General features: G+C 59.0%; 16 protein-coding genes. All 16 read left to right on the top strand.

Translation table 11 applies throughout. The features are described from left to right. Positions 1-458: 458 nt before the first annotated feature. Positions 459-1,001, top strand: a complete 543-nt coding sequence (gene spoVT / locus B0G52_RS25570; protein ID WP_094048567.1) for a stage V sporulation protein T — start codon at positions 459-461, stop codon at positions 999-1,001. Positions 1,002-1,160: 159 nt separating this feature from the next. Beyond that, the gene (locus B0G52_RS25565) at positions 1,161-3,008 is read left to right on the top strand and encodes an oligosaccharide flippase family protein (RefSeq protein ID WP_158223865.1); all 1,848 of its coding nucleotides are present in this window, start codon (positions 1,161-1,163) and stop codon (positions 3,006-3,008) included. A gap of 6 nt (positions 3,009-3,014) precedes the next feature. Continuing rightward, positions 3,015-4,499 (top strand): bifunctional methyltransferase/pyrophosphohydrolase YabN, encoded by a 1,485-nt coding sequence (yabN, locus tag B0G52_RS25560; protein ID WP_094048563.1) that lies wholly within the window; start codon positions 3,015-3,017, stop codon positions 4,497-4,499. A gap of 427 nt (positions 4,500-4,926) precedes the next feature. Continuing rightward, on the top strand, positions 4,927-5,199 hold the full coding sequence (locus B0G52_RS25555; protein WP_094048561.1) for an HU family DNA-binding protein: 273 nt from the start codon (positions 4,927-4,929) through the stop codon (positions 5,197-5,199). A 3-nt stretch (positions 5,200-5,202) separates the two neighbouring features. Further along, entirely contained in the window at positions 5,203-5,487 is a 285-nt protein-coding gene (locus B0G52_RS25550; protein ID WP_094048559.1) for an RNA-binding S4 domain-containing protein, read from the top strand. Between the two features lie 185 nt (positions 5,488-5,672). Then, entirely contained in the window at positions 5,673-8,135 is a 2,463-nt protein-coding gene (locus tag B0G52_RS25545; RefSeq protein ID WP_094048557.1) for a GH116 family glycosyl hydrolase, read from the top strand. A gap of 20 nt (positions 8,136-8,155) precedes the next feature. Then, positions 8,156-9,151, top strand: a complete 996-nt coding sequence (locus B0G52_RS25540) for a LacI family DNA-binding transcriptional regulator (protein ID WP_094048555.1) — start codon at positions 8,156-8,158, stop codon at positions 9,149-9,151. Positions 9,152-9,498: 347 nt separating this feature from the next. Continuing rightward, positions 9,499-10,803 (top strand): ABC transporter substrate-binding protein, encoded by a 1,305-nt coding sequence (locus B0G52_RS25535; protein ID WP_158223864.1) that lies wholly within the window; start codon positions 9,499-9,501, stop codon positions 10,801-10,803. 89 nt (positions 10,804-10,892) lie between these two features. Continuing rightward, the gene (locus tag B0G52_RS25530) at positions 10,893-11,780 is read left to right on the top strand and encodes a carbohydrate ABC transporter permease (protein ID WP_094048551.1); all 888 of its coding nucleotides are present in this window, start codon (positions 10,893-10,895) and stop codon (positions 11,778-11,780) included. A gap of 20 nt (positions 11,781-11,800) precedes the next feature. Next, on the top strand, positions 11,801-12,628 hold the full coding sequence (locus B0G52_RS25525; RefSeq protein WP_094048549.1) for a carbohydrate ABC transporter permease: 828 nt from the start codon (positions 11,801-11,803) through the stop codon (positions 12,626-12,628). Beyond that, positions 12,625-13,596 (top strand): carbohydrate kinase family protein, encoded by a 972-nt coding sequence (locus B0G52_RS25520; RefSeq protein ID WP_094048547.1) that lies wholly within the window; start codon positions 12,625-12,627, stop codon positions 13,594-13,596. Before B0G52_RS25525 ends, B0G52_RS25520 begins: the two co-directional genes overlap by 4 nt. A 32-nt stretch (positions 13,597-13,628) precedes the next feature. Further along, positions 13,629-14,570 carry an aldo/keto reductase gene (locus B0G52_RS25515; RefSeq protein ID WP_094048545.1) on the top strand — a complete coding sequence of 314 codons (942 nt, stop codon included), beginning with the start codon at positions 13,629-13,631 and terminating at the stop codon, positions 14,568-14,570. Further along, positions 14,567-15,322 (top strand): sugar phosphate isomerase/epimerase family protein, encoded by a 756-nt coding sequence (locus B0G52_RS25510; protein ID WP_233163046.1) that lies wholly within the window; start codon positions 14,567-14,569, stop codon positions 15,320-15,322. Before B0G52_RS25515 ends, B0G52_RS25510 begins: the two co-directional genes overlap by 4 nt. 28 nt (positions 15,323-15,350) lie before the next feature. After that, positions 15,351-18,500, top strand: a complete 3,150-nt coding sequence (locus tag B0G52_RS25505; protein ID WP_094048542.1) for an alpha-mannosidase — start codon at positions 15,351-15,353, stop codon at positions 18,498-18,500. Positions 18,501-18,548: 48 nt separating this feature from the next. Then, complete coding sequence (gene iolD / locus B0G52_RS25500; protein WP_094048540.1) at positions 18,549-20,417, top strand: 3D-(3,5/4)-trihydroxycyclohexane-1,2-dione acylhydrolase (decyclizing); 1,869 nt, start codon at positions 18,549-18,551, stop codon at positions 20,415-20,417. A 14-nt stretch (positions 20,418-20,431) separates the two neighbouring features. Beyond that, complete coding sequence (gene iolC / locus B0G52_RS25495) at positions 20,432-21,427, top strand: 5-dehydro-2-deoxygluconokinase (RefSeq protein WP_094048538.1); 996 nt, start codon at positions 20,432-20,434, stop codon at positions 21,425-21,427. Positions 21,428-21,445: the final 18 nt, after the last annotated feature.

Genomic DNA, 21,445 nt, shown 5'->3' with positions numbered 1-21,445 from the left:
CAAGACAAGGGCAAGTCGAGTGCCGGACAAGAACATGTCAATTGTCGAAAACAGAAAAGGGAGCTATGCGGCGGAAAACGGGGTTACAACGGGAGAAACTAGAAAAAGTTGGCATTTCGGCTGGGTAGAACGCTCTACAAACGCCATTAACGTCCAAAACCGCGTTGGAGAAAAGAGGAAACCGGGCGGTCGTTCATGCTAAAATAGCCAATGGACGGATGAAGGGCCAAGCCCCGTCCCCCATGCACCCCCGACGGAACGAGACGAAAGCCGTCTCGACTGGAGGAATACGTCAGCCGAGGGCGAACGCATAAGAAAATGGGAGAGGTTGAATACTACCCTTACGATTCGAGATCTCTTTTTCCGACTGTACAAGGTTCGTCATAAAGGCTGGCAAGCCATCCGCGCCGGCGGCAGCAGCAGAGCGAATACATCAACGAAAGTGGGGCAACACGAGCATGAAAGCAACCGGAATTGTACGCCGTATCGATGACCTCGGAAGAGTCGTCATTCCCAAAGAAATTCGTCGCACCCTCCGCATTCGGGAAGGAGATCCGCTGGAAATTTTCGTGGATCGCGACGGTGAAGTTATCCTCAAAAAATACTCTCCGATCGGCGAGTTGGGCGATTTCGCCAAGGAGTACGCCGAATCGTTGTCCGAGAGCACGGGGCATATCGCCATGATCTCCGACCGGGATACGTTCATCGCGGTGGCAGGCGCCTCCAAGAAGGAATATCTCGACAAGGCGATCGGCAACCTGCTCGAAAGCTGTATGGAGAATCGCAAAATCATTCTCGAGTCCTCTCCAGGCAGCCATGAGGTGCTCAGGGACATATCCGAGACGATCAGCTCGTTCGCAGCGGCGCCGATCGTGGCGGGAGGAGATCCGATCGGCACGGTCGTGCTGCTCAGCAAGGACGACTCGGTGAAGATGGGCGCGATGGAGAGCAAGATGGTCGAGACGGCCGCGGGCTTCCTGGCGAAGCAGATGGAGCAGTAAGACAGGGCGCAATGGACGAAAAAGTTTCCCCGGACGGATGGCTTCACTCCCGTTCTTAGGGAAGCTTTTTTGCTTTGCGGCTTTCGATTATAATCAAGTCACGGGATCAGGACGGAGAAATACGGAAGCGGTTCGACCAAGGAATGGGGAATGGGCGGCATGCGAATCGAATACGAAACCGGGAGTCCGGGGAAAAAGGCGCTCTGGCAAGGGGCCGCCTTGCTCGGAGGAGCGGCTCTGCTGACGAAGCTGATCGGCACCTTGCAGAAAATTCCGCTGCAAAATCTGGCCGGAGACGAAGTGTTCGGACTGTATACGGCGGTGTACGCGCTGGCGATCATGTGGATGACGCTGGCCTCGGCGGGCATCCCGGTGGCGGTCAGCGCTCTGGTCGCGGAGAAGGCGGCGCAGGGCGACGAAGAGGGCGCGAAGCGCGTGCTGCGCTGGGCCGGCGGCCTTATCGGGCTGATCGGGCTGGCGATGTTCCTCGCGCTGTGGCTGGGAGCGGACGCGTTCGCCCGGTGGATGGGGCTGGAAGCGGCGGCTCCTGCCATTCGAATGTCCTCGCTCGCGCTGTTGTTCGCTCCCGCGACGGCCGTGCTCAGAGGCTATCACCAGGGCCGGATGCGGATGCTCGGGCCGGCGGTGTCCCAGCTCGTCGAGCAGATGGCGAGAGTGGCGTTTATGCTCGTGGCGCTGGCGATCGCTCTGGGCGGGGCATGGTCGGCTTCTGCTACGGCAGCGGCCGTGCACGGCGGTTTGGCGGCGGGAGCGATTGCCGGGCTGCTCGTTATGGCCTGGTTCTCCGCGCGTGATCGGCGGCGAAGGGCCGAGCCGGTCGTTCTTCGGGCTTCCGGAGCCAGGAAGCGCTTCGGAGCGGCGGGAGAGAATGTTGTAGAGACGGTGGCAGCCGGGAAGGCGGGCGACCCTGCTGAACGGTCGGCCGGTGTCAGGAAGCGTTCCGGAGAGGGCTGGACGGCGACAGAGGCGGTCTTGGCTGGCGGAGAGGGGAACGTCGCTGCGGCTCGACCTGCCGGGCGGGTCGTCATCTGGGGCGAGACTCGAACCGAGCTCGTAAAGCGGATTATTCGGGTTGCCGTGCCGGTAGCGATCGCCTCGGTCGTCGCGCCGATGTTCGCGCTGATCGACGCGTTCTCCATCCCTCGTCTGCTCGACGAGGGCGGCTCGTGGGCGCTCGCCCAGTTCGGCATCTACAGCCGCGGAATCGCGCTGCTGCAATTGGTCATTCTGGGCGCGTCCGGAGCCGCCGCCGCGCTTGTGCCCGCGTTGACGGCCGCTCGGGCGCGCGGAGACGAGGGAGAGCTCGTCGGGCGGGCGACGTTCGCGCTGCGGATGGCGTGGTGGTTCGGCTGCGCGGCAGCGCTGGGCCTGGCGCTGCTTGCGGCGCCGATCAATACGGCGCTGTTCGGCGACGACAGCGGCTCCGGCACGATGGCGCTCGTCGGGCTGGCCGCCGCCGGAGGCACGCTGCAGGCGGTCAGCGCCGCCCTGCTGCAGGGCATGGGCGAGCTGCGGGCGCCCGCCGTCAACCTTGCCGCAGCCGCGCTGCTCAAGCTGTCGCTGAACGTCGCCCTCGTGCCGCAGCACGGCATCGCGGGCGCCGCCGCAGCCATCGCGATCGCCTACGCGATCGCCGCAACCCTTAACGCGCTGTCCCTGCGCCAGCGCGTCCAACTGCCTGCCCCGCGCGCGCAGCTCGCGTGGCGCTCCATCGCTGCGCTGGCCGCCATGGCGGCCGCGGTCGCTCTGCTCGCGCACGGCGCCGGCGGGCTGATCGCCGCTGCCTTGCCCGCGCGCGCGGCGGCCTTGCTCGTCGCCCTGCCGGGCGTCGCGCTCGGGGCCGCCGTCTTCGCCGCGGCGCTCGTCGCCTTGGGCGCCGTCGCTCCGCGCGAATGGCGCGAGCTGCCGGGAATGTCCGGCACCCGCCTCGACCGCTGGCTGCTTCGCATCAGAATCCTGACTCATCGGGATAACCAGGAAGGATGATCATAGATGGATAACAAATCTTCGATTACCGTCGTCGGACTCGGCTCCGGAGGAGAGGACCAACTGACGCTTGGCACGCTGAAGGCGCTGGAGAAGGCGTCGAAACGTTACGTCCGCACCGCGGACCATCCGGCCGTCGCCGAACTGAAGCTTCGGGATATCGGCTTCGACTCGTTCGACCGGCTGTACGAGAAGCATGAAGAGTTTGGCCGGGTATATGAGGCGATCGCCGACGAATTGCTGGCCGCGGCGGCGGGCAATCCGGGAGAGACGATTGTCTACGCGGTTCCCGGACACCCGATGGTCGCGGAGCGGACGGTCCAGCTGCTTCGGCAGCGCGCCCCAGAGCAAGGAATCGAGCTGCGGCTGCTGGGCGGGGAGAGCTTCCTCGATCAGGCGTTCACGCGCCTCGGCTTCGATCCGATCGAGGGCTTTCAATTGCTGGATGCATCGGAGCTGACGCGCGAGCAGCTGCGGCCGCGCCTGCATACCGTAATCGGACAAGTGTACGACGCGTACACCGCCTCCGAAGCGAAGCTGGCGCTTATGAACGTCTACCCGGACGATCATCCGATCGTCGTCGGACAAGCGCTGGGCGTGGAGGGGCAAGAACGGATTATGCACATTCCTCTCTATGAGCTCGATCGCCTGGACAGCTACGGCAACTTGATGCTTGTCTACATTCCGGCCAGCTCCGACGACCGGCTTCGCCGTCGCTCCTTCGAGCGTCTGCACGAGATTGTCGCCATTTTGCGCAGCCCAGAAGGCTGTCCGTGGGACCGGGAGCAGACGCATCAGTCGATCCGGCGGAATTTCATCGAGGAAACGTACGAGGCGATTGAGGCGCTCGACCTGGACGATCCGGACGGCATGAGAGAGGAGTTCGGCGACGTTATCTTGCAGGTGCTGCTGCACAGCCAGATGGAAGAGGAGACGGGAGCGTTCGACGTGTACGACGTTCTGGCCGAGCTTAACGACAAGCTCATCTTCCGTCATCCCCACGTTTTCGGCGGGGAGAATGCGGAAGACGCCGAGGCCGCGCTGCGCAACTGGGAGCAGATGAAAGCCGAGGAGAAGAAGCGCAAGGGACAAGCCGAACGCCAGTCCATACTCGACGGCATCCCGAAGGATCTTCCGGCGCTGCCTCGCGCGCACAAAGTACAGAAGAAAGCCGCTTCCGTCGGTTTCGACTGGCCGAACCTGGACGGCGTCTTCGACAAGATCGAGGAGGAGCTTCGCGAGCTGCGGCAGGCCGTCCGCGAGGAGTCCGAGGAACGGCAGCGGGACGAGCTCGGCGATCTGCTGTTCGCGGTCGTCAATGCGTCGCGCTTCATCAAGGCCGATCCCGAGGAGGCGCTGGCGGGAACGAACCGGCGGTTCTCGGAGCGGTTCAAGTACATCGAAGAGCAGCTGCGTATAAGCGGACGCACTTTTGGGGACACTGATTTGATAGAGATGGAAGAATGGTGGCAAGAGGCGAAATCCCGATAGAAAGGAGGCTGCGAGGACTCTTTGAAACGGACTAGCAGTCTAGCAGACCGTTAACCAGCCGAATTGGCGCTGTCAGCACGAAGTAATGGTCTACCGGACCGTTAACCGGCCGAATCGACACCGCCAGCGAGAAGTAACGGTCTACCGGACCGTTAACCGACCCGACCGGAGCCGCAAGCGCATGCGTCGTTCAACATCGTCGCAACAGGACTTACTGCATACGAACTAAACCTAAAAATAACCTAAAATTCGCCGATTTCCCCGTACTTTCTACCTATTTCGAGAATTTTTTTTAGAGACTGGCAGGATTTTTTTAACAAGGGACAGAATAGTATCCATCGTGCATCAAAAAAATCAACGTTTCCAGCGCCCCAAGAGCGGCGCACGGAAACGAATAAAGGTTCAACCATAGGAGGAATTCCGTACCATGAACAAAACAGATCTGATCAACAACATCGCAGACAAAAGCGGCTTGACTAAGAAAGACGTAGAATCCGTACTGAACAGCTTCCTGGGCGAAGTAACCGACGCTCTGTCCAAAGGCGACAAAGTACAACTGATCGGCTTCGGCACATTCGAAACTCGCAGCCGTTCCGGCCGCGTAGGCCGCAACCCGCAAACGGGCAACTCCATCACGATTCCAGCTTCCAAGGTTCCTGCTTTCAAAGCGGGCAACAAACTGAAAGACGCTGTAAAATAATTCATGCGTCTTGATAAATTCCTGAAGGTGTCGCGCCTCATCAAGCGCCGCACCGTCGCGAAGGACGTGTCCGATCAAGGGCGCGTCCTTCTCAATGGCAGGGAAGCCAAGCCTAGCGCGACCGTCAAAGTCGGGGATGAGCTGGACATCCAATTCGGTCAGCGCACGCTAACCGTGCGGATCGAACGTTTGACGGAGTCTACCCGCAAGGAAGACGTCGCCGGGCTGTACACCGTTCTGAAAGAAGAGGTTCGCAAGCGCGAGGACGATCCTTTCGGACTTCCATAACACGTAATAGACGGCGCATGCCGCATCCATCACATGGAGAGCGGCATGCGCCGTCTTTATTTAGGCAATAAATCCATTGGAATTTTATTTTATTGATTTTAATAAATTTATTAAAAACTATATTTACTAAAATTAATAATGAGCTATAATAAAATCAGCCAGTTACTATTAGGAGGCTGAACGAGATGGCGAAGAAAGCCTACAACGCCGCGTACACGGGAGAGAGCAACTCCCGAGTGGCGTTCCCGCTTGGAGGAATCGGCGCCGGCATGTTTTGCCTGGAGGGAACCGGCGCGTTATCGCAGTTTTCGCTGCGCCATGCGCCGGATACGGGGAACGAACCCGCCGTATTCTCGACCGTCTGCATAAAAGGCGAGAATGGAAACGTCGCTCGCGTGCTTGAGGGTCAAGTTCCGTTATGGAAAGTGATGGGCATTCGCACGACGTCGACGCCGGGTTCGGGAGTCGGCTTAATGGGCAGAACGTACGGACTGCCGCGTTTTGCGAACAGTTCTTTTCAAAGCCGGTTCCCGTTCGGGACCGTCGAGCTTACGGATCCGAAGCTGCCGATCGAAGTCGCGATCACGGGCTGGAGCCCGTTCATTCCGCTGAACGCCGATGATTCCAGTCTCCCCGTCGCCGGGTTGGAGTTCGCTTTTACGAATACGTCGGATCGGCCTCTGGAGCTCGTGTATTCCTTCCATGCCGTCCATTTCATGCAGGTCGAGGGGGAGGGAGATCACTGCGTCCATCGAATGGACAAAGGTTTTGTTCTTCATCAGTCTCCGACAAAGGATAAACCGTGGGCGCAGGGTTCCTTCTCCGCCGTAACGGATCAGGCCGACGTCAAAGTCGATTGCGCCTGGTTCAGGGGAAGCTGGTTCGATCCGATCACCATGGTATGGAAATCGGTGGAAGAGGGGAGCGCGGTCGATAAGCCGGCATTCGAGGAAGGCCGGGCAAGCCCCGGCGGGAGCCTCTACGTGCCGATCGAGCTGCAGCCTGGCGAGAGCCGGACGATCAAGCTGATGCTGTCGTGGTACGTTCCGGAATCAAACCTGGCGCAGGGAGACGTAGACGATCCGCTATCGAACGAGGATACGCCAAACCGCCAATCGAAAGCGTTTCACAAGCCCTGGTACGCAGGGAAATTCGACGGTATCGCGTCCGTCTCGGAGTACTGGACAAGCCAATACGATAGATTAAGAGAAGAGAGCGAAAGCTTTTACCATGCCGTTAACGATACGACGCTTCCGGACGAGGTGAAGGAGGCGGTAACCGCCAACTTATCGATCCTGAGGTCGCCGACCGTACTCAGACAATCCGACGGCAAGCTGTGGGCGTTCGAAGGCTGCGACGATTCGTGGGGCAGCTGTCACGGCACTTGCACCCACGTCTGGAACTATGCCCAGGCGATCCCGCACCTTTTTCCCGAATTGGAGCGCGGTCTTCGCCTGACGGAATTCAACGAAGGCCAGAATGGCGAAGGGCATCAGAACTTCCGCATCCCGCTGCCTATACAGCCTGCGACTCACTTGTTCCACGCAGCCAGCGACGGCCAGCTCGGCGGAATCATGAAGGTTTACCGGGAGTGGAGGATCGTCGGGGATACGCAGTGGCTGGAGGCCCTGTGGCCCAAAGTCAAGGGGAGCCTGGACTACTGCATCAGAACCTGGGATCCCGATGAAGCGGGCGCGTTGACCGAGCCGCATCATAACACGTACGATATCGAGTTTTGGGGTCCCGACGGCATGTGTTCCTCCATCTATCTGGGAGCGCTGAAGGCGGCATCCCTCATGGCCGAAGCGCTTGGAGACGACAAGGGGCGGTATGAGGAAATCTATCGCAAGGGCAGAGATTACTTGGAGACGGAACTGTTCAATGGGGAATATTTCGAACAGAAAGTCGTTTGGGAGGGGCTCCGGGCTCCAGCCCCCGTTCATGCCGACACCGATTCCGACAGGAATCTGGATTACTCCCCCGAAGCGATGGAACTGCTCCGCAAGGAAGGCCCTAAATACCAGTATGGCAAAGGGTGTCTGTCCGACGGGATTATCGGAGCGTGGCTGGCGGAAATGTGCGGACTGGGAGACATTCTGGACCGGGAAAAAGTAAAGAGTCACCTGCTGAGCGTGCATAAGTACAATCTGAAGGGGGATCTCTCCGAGCATGCCAATCCTCAGCGTCCAGGATACGCGCTGGGCCGGGAAGGAGGACTGCTCCTGTGCACCTGGCCTAAGGGCGGGCGGCTCTCGCTGCCGTTCGTCTACAGCAACGAAGTGTGGACGGGAATCGAGTACCAGGTCGCCTCGCATCTGATCGCCTTGGGCTGCGTCGAAGAGGGGCTGGAGATCGTGCGGATCTGCCGCGACAGATACGACGGGATCGTTCGCAATCCGTTCGATGAATACGAATGCGGACACTGGTATGCCCGCGCGCTGGCTTCCTACGGACTGATTCAAGCCTGGAGCGGAATCCGCTACGATGCGGTCGACGAAACGCTGTACGTGGCCGCAAGAGGGGATGGGGACTATCGCAGCTTCTTGTGCACGAACGAAGGATATGGTATAGCTGGTATAAGGGGAGGACAGCCCTACGTCGAGGTTCGATCCGGGCGGATTCCCGTCAAACAGATCAAGTTGAACTAGTCGGTCCGAAAGGTGAAAACATGAACGAGAAGAACGAGAACAGAAAGAAGCCCAGCATCAAGGAGATCGCCGACCGGACGGGATTCTCGCCGGCGACGGTATCGCTTGTGCTCAATCGGAAAGGCTCCTTCTCCGACGAAACGAAGCATCTGATTCGCCAAGCTTACGCGGAGCTCAGCCATGACCGGGCGCTCGCGGAGGGGAGACTGTTCATTCGAGTGCTGATCGAACAGTATGCTTCCTTCGAGAACGATCCGTACTACAGCGAGATCATTCAAGGTATCGAGAAGGAATGCAGCCTGCTCGGTTACGAGATGGTGCTCACCTTCGTTCGGGAAGGCTATGACTCCCGGGCTTGGCTGAACCAGGTCGGCGGGCTGATCGCGCTGGGAGGGGGTCTGATTACCGACGCGCTTGTCGGAGAACTGCGGCAGTCGGAGATTCCTCTCGTTCTCGTCGATAACTATACGTACAAAGGGGATGTTCTGTCCGTTCATTCCGATCATTACGGAGCAGGGTTTCTGGCGACGGAATATTTAATCGGACGCGGGCATCGGCGGATCGGATTCATCAGCGGCCCCGTGAAGTACAAGTCGCTGGTCGATCGGTATGCCGGCTACTGCGCCGCGCTGATGGCGCACGGAATGCCGCTCGATCCGCGGTATGTCACTCCGAATTTCGACGATAGCTATATTAAAGGCTATAAAGAGATGAACTATCTGCTCGAGCTTCCGGAGAGGCCGACCGCGGTATTCGCGGTCAGCGACCGAGCGGCATTCGGCGCCCTGCAAGCGATGAACGAAGCGGGCTTAACGAACGAAGAGCCGATCGAACTGATCGGATGCGACAATATCGGGGGAAGCCAGGGAATGGCCGAGAAGATCGCCACCGTGAATATTCCCCGCTTCGAGGTCGGCCAGATGTCCGTCCGGTTTCTCGTCGAGGCGGTCAAGGGAAACACTCTGGTCGGCAAAGTGGTCATTCCCGGAACGTTGGCGCTGCCGGTCGAAGAATAAGCCGTTGAAGAGGACTGCAGAATCCCGCAAGGGATTTTGCGGCTCAACAATTAAAGCGCTTGCAACCCGAGGCGCAACGCATTATACTTGAGAACAAGAAGCAAAGACCGTTTCCATTCTTTTATGGAATCGGTACCAGAAAGTTATTGAGGTCTTTTGTTGGATAATGCCGAAATTAAAGGGTTTAACTGATGTCATTAGAGGGGATTACGCACGAATTTATGGTATCGGTACCATAAAGGTTGATTACGAAAAGGTGGTGATCGCCCTTAAATCGACAGCGCCAAGTAAGCGGAAGAGCATCTGAGCAATGCGATTAACAAAATCCAAGTAGGGGGAACGTGTCGGTGAAAACAAAATCTTATCTCGGGTTCATTCTGGTTCTCTGCGTCATTTTGGTGGTCAGCGCTTGCAGTTCGTCCAACAACAAAAATAACGCCAGCTCCGCTCCCAGTCCTTCCAGTCCGTCGAATGCGGCGGGATCCAACGAGAAAGTTTCCCTTAAACTGTGGTACTGGAACGGCGCGATCTCGGATTCCGTCATCGAGGCGGCGAGGCAGAAATTCCCCAATGTCGAGCTGAATGCGGAGAAGCTTCCTTCGGGCGGCGATTATCTGACTAAGCTGAAGACGACGATTTCCGGCGGAGGCAGCGGTCCGGACATTGTCGCAATGGACAGCTGGGTCGCATCGATGCTGGAGTACAAAGAAAAGTTCGTCAATCTGTACGATCACGGGGCCAGAGACATTCAAAGCCAGTATTTGGACTGGAAGTGGAAGATGGCCGCCGACGCCAAGGACGAATACTTGATCGGCCTGCCGATCGACGTCGCGCCGGTCGTGCTGTATTATCGCGGCGACGTTTACGAGCAAGCCGGCCTTTCCAGTGCGCCCGAGGACGTCAAAGGTCAAATCGCGACCTGGGAAGACTTCTTCGAGCTCCTGAAGAAGGTGAAGGATTCGACCGGCACCCAGACGATGACGCTGGTGGATGTGTTCCGCAGCATTATCGGCCAGAACAGCGAAGGCTTCTTTGATCTCGAAGGCAACTATATCGGCGATCAGGAGCACATCAAGAGAGCTTGGGATCTCTCCGTGAAGGCTTACCAGGAAGGCTTGACCTTCCCGGCGTCCAACGACAGCGAGATCAACGCGTCCCTGAACAACGGCGCTATCACATCTATGATCGGCGCGAGCTGGGTCGTGGGCGACCTGCTGGGTGCGGCTCCGGATACGAACGGGAAGTGGAAAATCGCGTACCCTCCAGGCGGAGTTGGCAACCAGGGCGGCTCCTTCTTCGGAGTGCTGAAATCGACCAAGTACCCGCAGGAAGCGTACGACGTACTTAAATTCCTGCTCGGACCGGACAATCAGATTGCGAGCTACAAGGAATTCGGCAACTATCCGTCCACGCCGGAAATTTACGATTCGCCGGATATGGTGAACGAGCATGAGTTTTTCGGAGGTCAGGACTTGAGCGCGGTATTCGCCGACGCGGCCAAGGACGTCCAAATTCCGCACACGAACGCCAACGACGATATGGTCGGCAATTCGCTCGTCGAATCGTTGAAGCTGGTCGACGTGCAGAAGCAGGACTCGGAGAAGGCTTGGACGAGCGCCCAGGACAAAATCAAGCGACAGCTTTCTCGGTAATTCGATTCTTATCCTAGGAACGAAATAGGAGACGGGGGCGGGGACCGGCAAGTCGGACCCTGCCTCGTCAAATTCACGGGGGAATGAGCATGGGAGCTCTATTCAAGGAGATTATCAAAAACCGAATACTGTATTTGTTTATTTCTCCATTCTATATTTTGTTTTTGATCTTTTCGGTATTTCCGATTTTCTTCTCCATGTATCTCTCCACGCAGAAGTGGGACGGCATAGGCGAGATGAAGAGCGTCGGTTTGAACAATTTCAAGTATATGCTGACCGATCCGTCCTTCTGGCAAGCGCTGGTCAATAACTTGGCGTTATGGGTGATGGGCAACGCTCCTCAGTTGTTCTGCGCCCTGGTCGTGGCTTTCGTCATCAACCTGTCCATTGTCCGCTTCAAAGGTTTTTTCAAGATCGCCTTTTTTCTTCCGAATATTACGGCTATGGTCGCAGTCGTTATTATATTTCAATCCCTGTTCGGCAATGAATACGGCCTGATCAATTTTGTGCTGGAGAAGCTGGGCCTGGGCAAAATTCCGTGGTTCAACACCGAATTCGGAGTTCGCACCATCATTGCCGCGATGATCGGCTGGAGGTACATGGGCTACAACGCGATCATTTTCCTCGCCGGATTGCAGCGAATACCGAAGGATCTTTACGAAGCGGCCGAGCTGGACGGCGCCAGAACGCATCAGGTTTTCTGGAGAATTACGCTGCCGATGCTCAGGCCGATCATCCTGTTCGCCGTCATGATGTCGACGATCGGCGGCTTCCAGATCTTCACCGAACCGCAGGTGCTGGCCGGCAACAACAGTTCGCCGTATCCGGGCTCGGACACGATCGTGCTGTATATGTTCCGCGAAGGCTTTATTTACCAGAATTACGGGTATGCGGCCGCGGTATCGTGGGTGCTGTTCGTTATTATCGGCATCATATCGATCATTAATTGGAAGCTATTCAATAAGTCCGATGATTGAGACAAGGGGTGAACAAATTCATGCGTCATAACCTGCTGATCAGCAAAACATTTGCTCATGCCTTTTTGGTCATCGGCGTGTTGCTGTCCATATTCCCGTTCTATTGGCTGGTGGTCATGTCCACCAATGAAACGGCCGCGATCTTTGCTGTCCCGCCCAGGTTTACCTTCGGCGATTCGTTCGCGACCAACTTCGGGAAAGTCATGGACAGCATCGACTTCTGGCGAGCGCTGCTGAATACGCTGTTCGTCGCGTCGGTCAGTACCGCGCTGCAGCTCTTCTTTAATTCCTTAACGGGCTTTACCTTCTCCAAATTCAAGTTTCCGGGACGGCACCTTCTGTTTTTCCTGATGATGGCCACGATGATGATCCCGGGCCAGATGCTGCTCGTTCCGCAGTTTATCATCATGAAGGAGATCGGCTGGATCGGCAGCTATTACGCATTAATCGTACCGGGCATCGCCACAGCCTTCGGCATTTTCTGGATCCGGCAGTACGCAATGGCCATTCACGACGAGCTGCTGGAGGCGGCCACGATCGACGGGTGCAGCAAGTTCGGGCTGTATTGGCGCATCGCGCTGCCGATTCTGAAGCCGGCTCTGGCTTTCTTGGCGATTACGACGTTCATGGGCGTGTGGGAGGATTACTTATGGCCGCTCATCATCCTTAACGATTCCTCCAAGTTCACGCTGATGCTCGTGCTGCAGCAATTAAAATCGGTGCATACGGCCGATTACTCGATGGTGATGACGGGGACGCTGTTGGCGACGATTCCACTCATTGTTTTCTTCTTGATCATCAGTCGTCAATTCATCGCGGGCATTATGGAAGGGGCAGTAAAAAGTTGAAAAAGTTTGATGTCATTGTGATCGGGGACGCCAACATCGATCTGATCGTGGTGGGCGGCAATCAAGTTCCGGCCAAAGGGCAGGAAATCTTCGTGGACAATATGCTGATGAACGTCGGAGGCGGCGCGGCCCTGTTCGCGATCTCGCTGGCCAAGCTTGGCCTTCGCGTCGCCTTTAACGGCATTCTCGGCGACGATCATTTGGGAAGATTCATTCGCGAGGAGTTCGCCCTGCACGGGATAGATACCTCTTTTATCAAGACGAGCGCGATCCACCATACCGGCATCTCCATTGCTTTCAACACGGATTCGGACCGCTCCTTCATTTCCTATGCCGGCTCCAACCAGGAACTGCGCATGGACCATATCGATCTGGAGGAAATGGCGCTAGGCGGCCATGTCCACATTACCGGATACAAGGGAAGAAGCAATCACGAGCGCTACTTGACTGCGGTCAAGCGGTTGAAGGAACGAGGACTGACGCTGTCCTGCGATGTAGGCTGGGACGATACGGAGGAATGGTACGAGGGCGTGTTCGAGCTGATGAGCCATATGGACGTCTTCTTCATGAACGAAACGGAGGCGCGTCATTACACCCGGCTTGAGAAAGTAGAGGATTGCCTGCGCTATATGGGCGAGTACGGCAAGCAAGTCGTCATTAAGCTGGGCGCCAGAGGCGCAGCCGCCGTGATGGACGGCGTGCAATACTCGTGCACGGCTTATCCTGTGCGGCTCGTGGATACGACGGGAGCAGGCGACTCGTTCAACTCCGGCTATTTGTACGGCTTCTTGTCCGGGTTGGATATCGCCGCCTGCTTGAAGTACGGTAATGCCAGCGGCGCCCTGTCCGTCGGGGCTTACGGAGGAAGCACGGGCGCGAAGGATTTGGCCGGCCTGGAAGATTTCATTCGGGAACACGATTCCGAGCTGTCCCAGTCGCAGACGGTGGCGCATGGAAGCCAGCTTTGAATACAACTCGCGATACTTAAGGAGAATGCGGCATGCAAACCATTGAAATTCCGGGCGCGGGCAAAAAAATGTCGCGGCTGATTATGGGCACGGGAGATTTGAGGGTGATGGACGAACCCAAGCGGCAGATGTTCGATGCGTATATCGCCGCCGGGGGCAACGCGTTCGATACCGCCCATCAATATCGCGGCAAAGAAAAAATACTCGGAGACTGGATCGCGGAGAAGAAGATTCGCGACCGGGTCGTCATTCTGTGCAAGGGCGCCCATCACGACGACGGAAGTCCGGGGCCCCGCGTCAATCCGGGAGCCATTCGCAAGGATTTGTCCGAAAGCCTGGAGAGATTAGGCACCGACTATATCGATCTCTACATGCTCCATCGCGACGATCCGACCGTGGAGGTCGGACCGATCGTCGAAGAGCTGAACGAGCAGCTCGCCGCCGGGAAAATCCGGGCGATCGGCGCATCCAACTGGGCGTACCGGCGAGTTCAGGAGGCGAACGAATATGCCGAGGCGCGCGGACTGACGGGATTTGCGTTCAGCAGCACGAACTTGAGCCTGGCCAAGGCCAACGAACCCAGGTGGGAAGGCTGCATCTCCGCCGATCGGCCGACGGTCGACTGGCATGCGCGCACGCGGATTCCGCTGCTGTCCTGGTCGGCGCAGGCGGGCGGTTTTTTCTCGGGCCACTTTACGCCGGATAATCGGTCGGACTCCGAGATGGTCCGCGTCTATTACAGCGAAGAGAACTGGGAACGGTACCGGCGGGCGATGGAGTTGGCGGAGCGCATGGGTGTTCCGCCTATTCGAATCTCGCTGGCCTATGTGCTCTACCAGGCTTTTCCCACAGGAGCCATTATCGGCCCCCGCAATCCGGCGGAGCTTGAGGATTCCGTTAAGGCCATGAATTTGCGGCTCACCCAACAAGAGGTCGACTGGCTCGATCTGAGAACGGAGGAGATTGGACGATGATCAGACATAAGCTGGCCGCGCAACTGTACACGCTCAGGAACGAAGCGAAGAAGGATTTCCCCGGCGTCTTGAGGCGATTGAAGGAGATGGGCTGGGCGGCCGTCCAGATCGACGGGCTGCACGGTTATCCCGCGCGCGATATTGCCGCCGTCATGAAGGAGTTGGGGCTGAGAGCGGCGGGAATGCACGTCGGGCTGGAGCGGATGAAGAACGACTTGAAGGCCGTGCTGGAGGAAGCCGATCTCTTCGAAACTCCGGATTTCATCTGCCACTCGCTTCCTGACGGACTCCAAAACGTGGAGGGTTACATCAGCGTTAAGAAGGATTTGCTGGAGGTCGCCTCCAACATCAAGGGGACGCGCTATCGCGCAGGCTATCATAACCATGATTTCGAATTCCATACGACAATCGAGAACAAATTCGCCCTCGAATATTTGCTGGACGATCCGTCCGTCTATGCGGAGATCGATACGTATTGGGTGCGCAAAGCCGGACACGACCCGCTATCTTTCATTCGCCAATACGCGAACCGCATGCCGATTCTGCATCTCAAGGATATGACGGCGGACGACAGGCAGACGTTCGCCGAGATCGGAGCGGGGGTCATCGATTTTGCGCCTATCCTCCAATGGGGACTGCAGAATGGCGTCGAATGGTTCGCGGTGGAGCAGGACTACTGCTCGGGAAGTCCGTTCGACAGCTTGGCGATGAGCCTGGAACATTTGTTGAAGCTGGAAAAAACGTTGGGATGAAATCGGATAGAAAGCGGGGAGCGTCGCGATGTTTTTCACCGAATCGAAATTAAACGCCCGATTAAAGCAGCTGAGCGAAGCGCGCTATCGCGATGCCATTCCGCTGACGGCATTCGGAGCCGTTGAGGACAGGCATGGAGAGATCGGAGAAGCGCCTCCTGCGGGAGAGCCCGAATTCGAGCTTAGGCTCGGGGAAACCTGGAAAGGCCGCGACCGCTATGTCTGGCTGACGCGTTCGGTCGAGATTCCGTCGGAATGGGCGGGTAAGACCGCGCTCGGGCGCTTCGACTTCGGAGAGACGGGCGGGGGCAACAACGAAGGCTTCGAAGCGCTGCTCTATTGGAACGGAGCGCCGTACCAGGGCGTGGACAGCAATCACCAAGAGGTGTTCCTGCCGACCGGCTCGGCCGGTTCGACGGGAAGGCTGGATATTCGGCTATGGTCGGGGCTGGAAGGCGGAGGCCCGCCCCGGGAGAGGGCGCACACGATTCGCCGCGCCGAGCTCTGTTGGCTGGACGAGCAAACGGACGATCTGTATTACACGGGGACAGCGGTGCTGGATACGATTCGGGTACTGGAGAACGGTTGCTCCGACCGCATCGCTCTGACCAAGGCGCTGGATCGTGCGCTGCTGGCGATCGACTGGTCCTATCCGGAATCGGAAGCTTTCTATGCTTCCGTCTGCGAGGCGAGGGAGCGCCTGCACGAAGAGCTGTCCAAGCTCGACAAGCATTCCGCGGTTACGGTAACGGCAGTCGGGCATACGCATATCGACGTCGCCTGGCTGTGGCGGCTTAAGCATACGAGGGAGAAGAGCGCCCGCTCGTTCTCTACGGTGCTGCGCCTGATGGAGCGGTTCCCGGAATACGTATTTTTGCAGACGCAGCCTCAGCTCTACGCGTACCTCAAGCAGGATTATCCGCAAATCTACGAGCAGATCCGCGAGCGGATTCGCGAAGGACGTTGGGAGATCGGCGGAGGCATGTGGCTGGAAGCGGACTGTAACCTGACCTCCGGGGAATCGCTTGTCCGGCAGTTTCTGTTCGGCACGCGCTTCATGCGCGAGGAGTTCGGAGCGGAGAGCAAGTACCTGTGGCTGCCGGACGTGTTCGGCTACAGTTGGGCGCTGCCGCAAATTCTGCGCAAATCCGGCTTCGATACGTTCATGACGACGAAGATCAGCTGGAACCAATACAACCGGATGCCGCACGATACGTTCCGCTGGCGCGGACTCGACGGCTCGGAGGTGCTGACGCATTTCATTACGACGCCGGACGATTGGGAAGAGGCCAACGCCTTCTTCTATACGTATAACGGCCTTCTGACCGCGGAGACGGTGCAAGGGGCCTGGAACGCCTACAGCGACAAGGAGATCAACCAGGAGCTTCTGCTGTCCTACGGCTACGGGGACGGAGGGGGCGGCGTCAACCGGGAGATGCTGGAGATGTGCCGCAGGCTCGACAAGCTTCCCGGTCTGCCGCACGTGAAGCCGGGCCGCGCGGACGATTATTTCGAGCGGCTTCAGAAGACGGTCGAAGAGTCTGATCGATACGTGCATACGTGGGACGGCGAGCTGTATTTGGAATATCACCGCGGAACGTACACCAGCCAGGCTTACAACAAGAAGATGAACCGCAAGCTCGAATTGCTGTACCGCGAGACCGAATGGCTGAGCGCGGTCGCCGCGACCGTGCAAGGGGACTGGAACGGCTATCGGCAGCGTCAGCTGAACGAGGGCTGGACGATCCTTCTGCGCAACCAGTTCCATGACATTATTCCGGGCTCCTCGATCGCGGAGGTCTATCAGGACAGCCGGGAAGAGTACGCCGAGGCCGAGGCCATCGCGGCGAAGGTCTGGGAAGAAGCCGCGCAGTCCGTCGGCGGCGCGGCGACGGAAAGAACGTTCGTCGTCTTCAACAGTTCTTCGTGGGCCAGACGGGATGTGCTGGAGCTGGACGGGAGCGCCGCGGCCTCCGGCAGCGCTTGGACGGATGCCGAGGGCCGCCCGCTGCGGGCGCAGTTGGCCGAGGGAACATGGCGCATCGAGACGCCGGTCATCCCCTCGCTGGGTCTGGCCCACATTCATTGCGCGCCGAAGTCGGCGGGGGCTGGCGATGGAGACGGAGAGCGCATTCCCTTTCGATTGGACGGCCGTTCGCTGCAGACGCCGTATTACGAGCTGGCGTGGAACGAAGCGGGCCAACTGACCCGAATCTACGACAAGGATCACGGACGCGACGTGCTGGCGAGCGGGCAGCGGGGCAACGTGCTGCAAGTGTTCGAGGATAAGCCGCTCCATTTCGATGCCTGGGACATCGACATCTTCTACCGGGAGAAGATGAAGGAGGTGTCCGATCTGGTTTCCGCCGAGCTGGTGGGGACGGGGCCGCTGGCGGCCGCGGTCGAATTCGAATGGCGCTGCGGGCAATCCGTCGTCATCCAGAGGATGACCGTCTACGCCGATAGCCGGCGCATCGACTTCAAGACGCGCGTCGACTGGCGGGAGCGTCAGCGGCTGCTCAAGGTCGCTTTCCCTGTGGACGTGCGCGCGACGGAGGCGACCTACGACATTCAGTTCGGCAACGTCAAGCGCCCTACGCACTGGAATACGAGCTGGGACTGGGCGCGCTTCGAGACGGTCGGACATCAATGGGCCGACCTGTCCGAGCGCGGCTACGGCGTCAGCCTGTTGAACGATTGCAAATACGGCTACGACATCAAGGACAACGTGATGCGGCTGTCCCTGATCAAATCGGCCGTTCATCCCGATCCGGACGCGGACATCGGCGAGCACTCGTTTGTCTATGCCCTTTACCCGCACGAGGGAGACTGGTATTCGGCAGGCACGGTTCGGGAAGCGTGGAGCCTCAACAATCCGCTTACCGCCCGGAAGGGCTCCGGCGCGAAGCCAGGCGGCTTCTCCTTGCTGACGCTGTCGGCTCCGAACGTGATGGTCGACGCCGTGAAGAAGTCGGAGGACGGCGAACGGCTCGTCGTGCGCGTTCATGAATACGCGGGCCTGCGCAGCCGGGTGGAGATGACCGGAGACTGCCGGATCGTGTCCTTGCGGGAGTGTACCTTGATGGAGCAGCCCATGTCCGGCGCGGCCGAATCCGAGTCCGCAAGCTTCGAGATCAAGCCTTACGAGATCAAGACGTTCATCGTGAAGCTGGCGTAGGACGCAGCCCGCGAAGCACGTTCAAACCATACAAATCGAGGGACGGCAATGAACAAAATTCGATTGACCATGGCGCAAGCGCTGTTGAAATTTCTGGATCGGCAATACGTATCCGTGGACGGCGAGGAAACGAAATTCGTCGCCGGGGTGATGGGCATATTCGGTCACGGCAACGTTACGGGCATCGGCGAGGCGCTGGAGCGGGGTGCCGCCGGCAGCCTGGCCTTCATTCAGGGGAAGAACGAGCAAGGGATGGTGCACGCGGCGACGGCCTATGCGAAACAAAAGAACCGCAGGCAAATCTTCGCGTGCACGTCCTCCATCGGACCGGGCGCGCTCAATATGGTAACGGGAGCCGCTACGGCGACGGTGAACCGGATTCCCGTCCTGCTGCTGCCCGGAGACAACTTCGCTTCCCGGCAGCCCGACCCGGTGCTTCAGCAACTGGAGGTTCCCGGAGACTACACGGTATCGGCCAACGATTCGTTCAAGGCGGTCAGCCGCTTCTGGGATCGTATCGTCCGTCCCGAGCAGCTGATGCAGTCGCTGCTGCACGCCATGCGCGTGCTGACCGATCCGGCCGATACGGGGGCCGTGACGCTCGCGTTGCCGCAGGACGTCCAGGCGGAAGCTTACGATTATCCGGAGAGCTTCTTCGCGAAGCGCGTCCACTGCCTGGAGCGCCGTCCGCCGGCTCCGGACGCCTTACAGCGGGCGGTCGAGCTGGTCGCGAGCAAGCGGAGGCCGCTGCTGGTTGCGGGCGGAGGCGTTCACTACGCGGACGCGACCAAGGAGCTGCTGGCTTTCGCCGAGGATTTCGGCATTCCGGTCGCGGAGACGCAGGCGGGCAAGAGCGCGATGGCCTGGAATCATCCGCTGAGCCTCGGAGGAGTCGGCACGACCGGCACTCTGGCGGCGAACCGATTCGCCGCTGAAGCCGATCTGATCATTGGGGTCGGCACGCGGTTTACCGATTTTACGACGGCCTCCAAATCGGCGTTCCGGAACCCGGAAGCGGCCTTCCTGAGTCTGAACGTCAGCTCGTTCGACACGGCGAAGCTGGACGCGGCGGCCGTGACGGCGGATGCCAAGCTTACGCTCGTTGCGCTCCGGGAGCGGTTATCGGAACGCGGCTATCGGTCCGGCTATGAGGCGGAATCCATTAGAGAGAGCAAGGCGGAGTGGGATCGGGAGGTCGATCGGCTATACGGCCTGGAGTCGCCGGAGGGGCTGACGCAGACGAGGGCGCTGGGCATCGTCAACGAATTCGCCGGTCCGAGGGCCGTCGCGGTCGGCGCGGCCGGGAGCCTTCCGGGCGATCTGCATCGGCTCTGGCGCTGCAGCGAGCCGAAAACCTATCACCTGGAATACGGCTTCTCTTGCATGGGCTACGAGATTTCCGGCGCGTTCGGAGCCGCGCTCGCGGAGCCGGAGCGTGACGTCTACGCGATCGTCGGCGACGGCAGCTTCCTGATGCTGCATTCGGAGCTGGTGACCGCCATTCAGGAAGGGGTCAAGCTGACCGTTCTGCTCTTCGACAACAGCGGCTTCCAGTGCATTCACAATCTGCAGAGAGAGCATGGCAGCGACGGCTTCGGCAACGAGTTCCGCTTCCGCTCCAAGGAGAGCGGAAAGCTGGACGGCGCTCGTCTGCCCATCGATTTCGCGACGATCGCGCGCGGTCTCGGGGCGGCGGCTTACACGGCGCGCGACGCCGAGCAGCTGAAGCGGGCGTTGAACGACGCGAAGGCGGAGCGAGGTCCGGCGCTGATCGAGATCAAGGTGCTCGCGGGAACGAATACGGGCGGTTACGAATCGTGGTGGCACGTGGGCGTGCCCGCAGCGTCAGCCAGCGGCAAGGTGCTGGAGGCACACGGGAGAATGCGGCAGCGAGTCGAGGCCGCTCGCCCTTATTAACGGGAGGGGAAGACATGAACGCGGTACGATTCAATTCCGACAGAGAGCTCGATTTCGTGGCGATAGGACGACTGTGCATCGACCTGAACGCGAACGAAATCCATCGTCCGATGGAGGAGACAGTCACCTTCACCAAGTACGTCGGCGGCTCGCCGGCCAACATCTGCATCGGAATGTCCCGTCTGGGCATGAAATCCGGGTTTATCGGCAAAGTGGCGGACGATCAGATGGGCCGGTTCATCGCGCAATATTTGCGCGATTGCGGCATCGACCTGTCAGGCGTCGTCACGGATCGGACCGGGGCGGTTACAGGACTGGCCTTCACAGAAATCAAGAGCCCCGAGGACTGCAGCATTCTGATGTACCGGGATAACGCTGCCGACCTGCTGCTCGCGCCGGACGAGGTCGACGAGGCGCTGATCGCGCGCAGCAAGACGCTGCTGGTCTCGGGTACGGCGCTCGCGAAGAGCCCGTCTCGCGAGGCGGTGCTGCTGGCGCTTCGCTATGCCCGCAAGCACGGCGTCAAAGTCGTTTTCGACATTGACTATCGGCCCTATACATGGAAATCCCCGGAGGAGACGGCGGTTTATTATCAGCTCGCAGCGGAGAAGAGCGACATTATCATCGGCACGCGCGAGGAGTTCGATAGGCTGGAGCGGTTTGACGGCGATCGCGAGCGCAGCGACGATGCGACGGCGAAAGCGTGGTTCGATCATTGCGCGGAGATCGTCGTCATCAAGCACGGCAAGGACGGTTCGATCGCCTACGGCAAGGATGGGAGCGCGGAGCGGGGCTCGATCTTCCCGGCGAAGGTCGTCAAGACGTTCGGCGCGGGCGACTCCTATGCCGCCGGATTCATCTATGGTTTGATGCAGGGCTGGGAAGTCGGCCGCAGCATGGCCTTCGGCAGCGCGTGCGCTTCGATCGTCATCTCCAGCCACAGCTGTTCCGACGCCATGCCGAGGCTTCGGCAGGTCGAGGATTTCATGCGGTCGGCGCAACGTCAATAATGCGAGAGGTGGTATCCG

Source organism: Cohnella sp. SGD-V74 (genome assembly GCF_003001675.1).
Classification (GTDB): Bacteria; Bacillota; Bacilli; order Paenibacillales; family Paenibacillaceae; genus Cohnella.
This window is presented reverse-complemented; position numbering and strand designations above follow the sequence as displayed.

Bases quoted from the DNA above. Each gene is read 5' to 3' on its own strand.
- spoVT (WP_094048567.1), top strand. From the start codon at position 459: ATGAAAGCAACCGGAATTGTACGCCGTATCGATGACCTCGGAAGAGTC.
- B0G52_RS25565 (WP_158223865.1), top strand. From the start codon at position 1,161: ATGCGAATCGAATACGAAACCGGGAGTCCGGGGAAAAAGGCGCTCTGG.
- yabN (WP_094048563.1), top strand. From the start codon at position 3,015: ATGGATAACAAATCTTCGATTACCGTCGTCGGACTCGGCTCCGGAGGA.
- B0G52_RS25555 (WP_094048561.1), top strand. From the start codon at position 4,927: ATGAACAAAACAGATCTGATCAACAACATCGCAGACAAAAGCGGCTTG.
- B0G52_RS25550 (WP_094048559.1), top strand. From the start codon at position 5,203: ATGCGTCTTGATAAATTCCTGAAGGTGTCGCGCCTCATCAAGCGCCGC.
- B0G52_RS25545 (WP_094048557.1), top strand. From the start codon at position 5,673: ATGGCGAAGAAAGCCTACAACGCCGCGTACACGGGAGAGAGCAACTCC.
- B0G52_RS25540 (WP_094048555.1), top strand. From the start codon at position 8,156: ATGAACGAGAAGAACGAGAACAGAAAGAAGCCCAGCATCAAGGAGATC.
- B0G52_RS25530 (WP_094048551.1), top strand. From the start codon at position 10,893: ATGGGAGCTCTATTCAAGGAGATTATCAAAAACCGAATACTGTATTTG.
- B0G52_RS25525 (WP_094048549.1), top strand. From the start codon at position 11,801: ATGCGTCATAACCTGCTGATCAGCAAAACATTTGCTCATGCCTTTTTG.
- B0G52_RS25515 (WP_094048545.1), top strand. From the start codon at position 13,629: ATGCAAACCATTGAAATTCCGGGCGCGGGCAAAAAAATGTCGCGGCTG.
- B0G52_RS25510 (WP_233163046.1), top strand. From the start codon at position 14,567: ATGATCAGACATAAGCTGGCCGCGCAACTGTACACGCTCAGGAACGAA.
- B0G52_RS25505 (WP_094048542.1), top strand. From the start codon at position 15,351: ATGTTTTTCACCGAATCGAAATTAAACGCCCGATTAAAGCAGCTGAGC.
- iolD (WP_094048540.1), top strand. From the start codon at position 18,549: ATGAACAAAATTCGATTGACCATGGCGCAAGCGCTGTTGAAATTTCTG.
- iolC (WP_094048538.1), top strand. From the start codon at position 20,432: ATGAACGCGGTACGATTCAATTCCGACAGAGAGCTCGATTTCGTGGCG.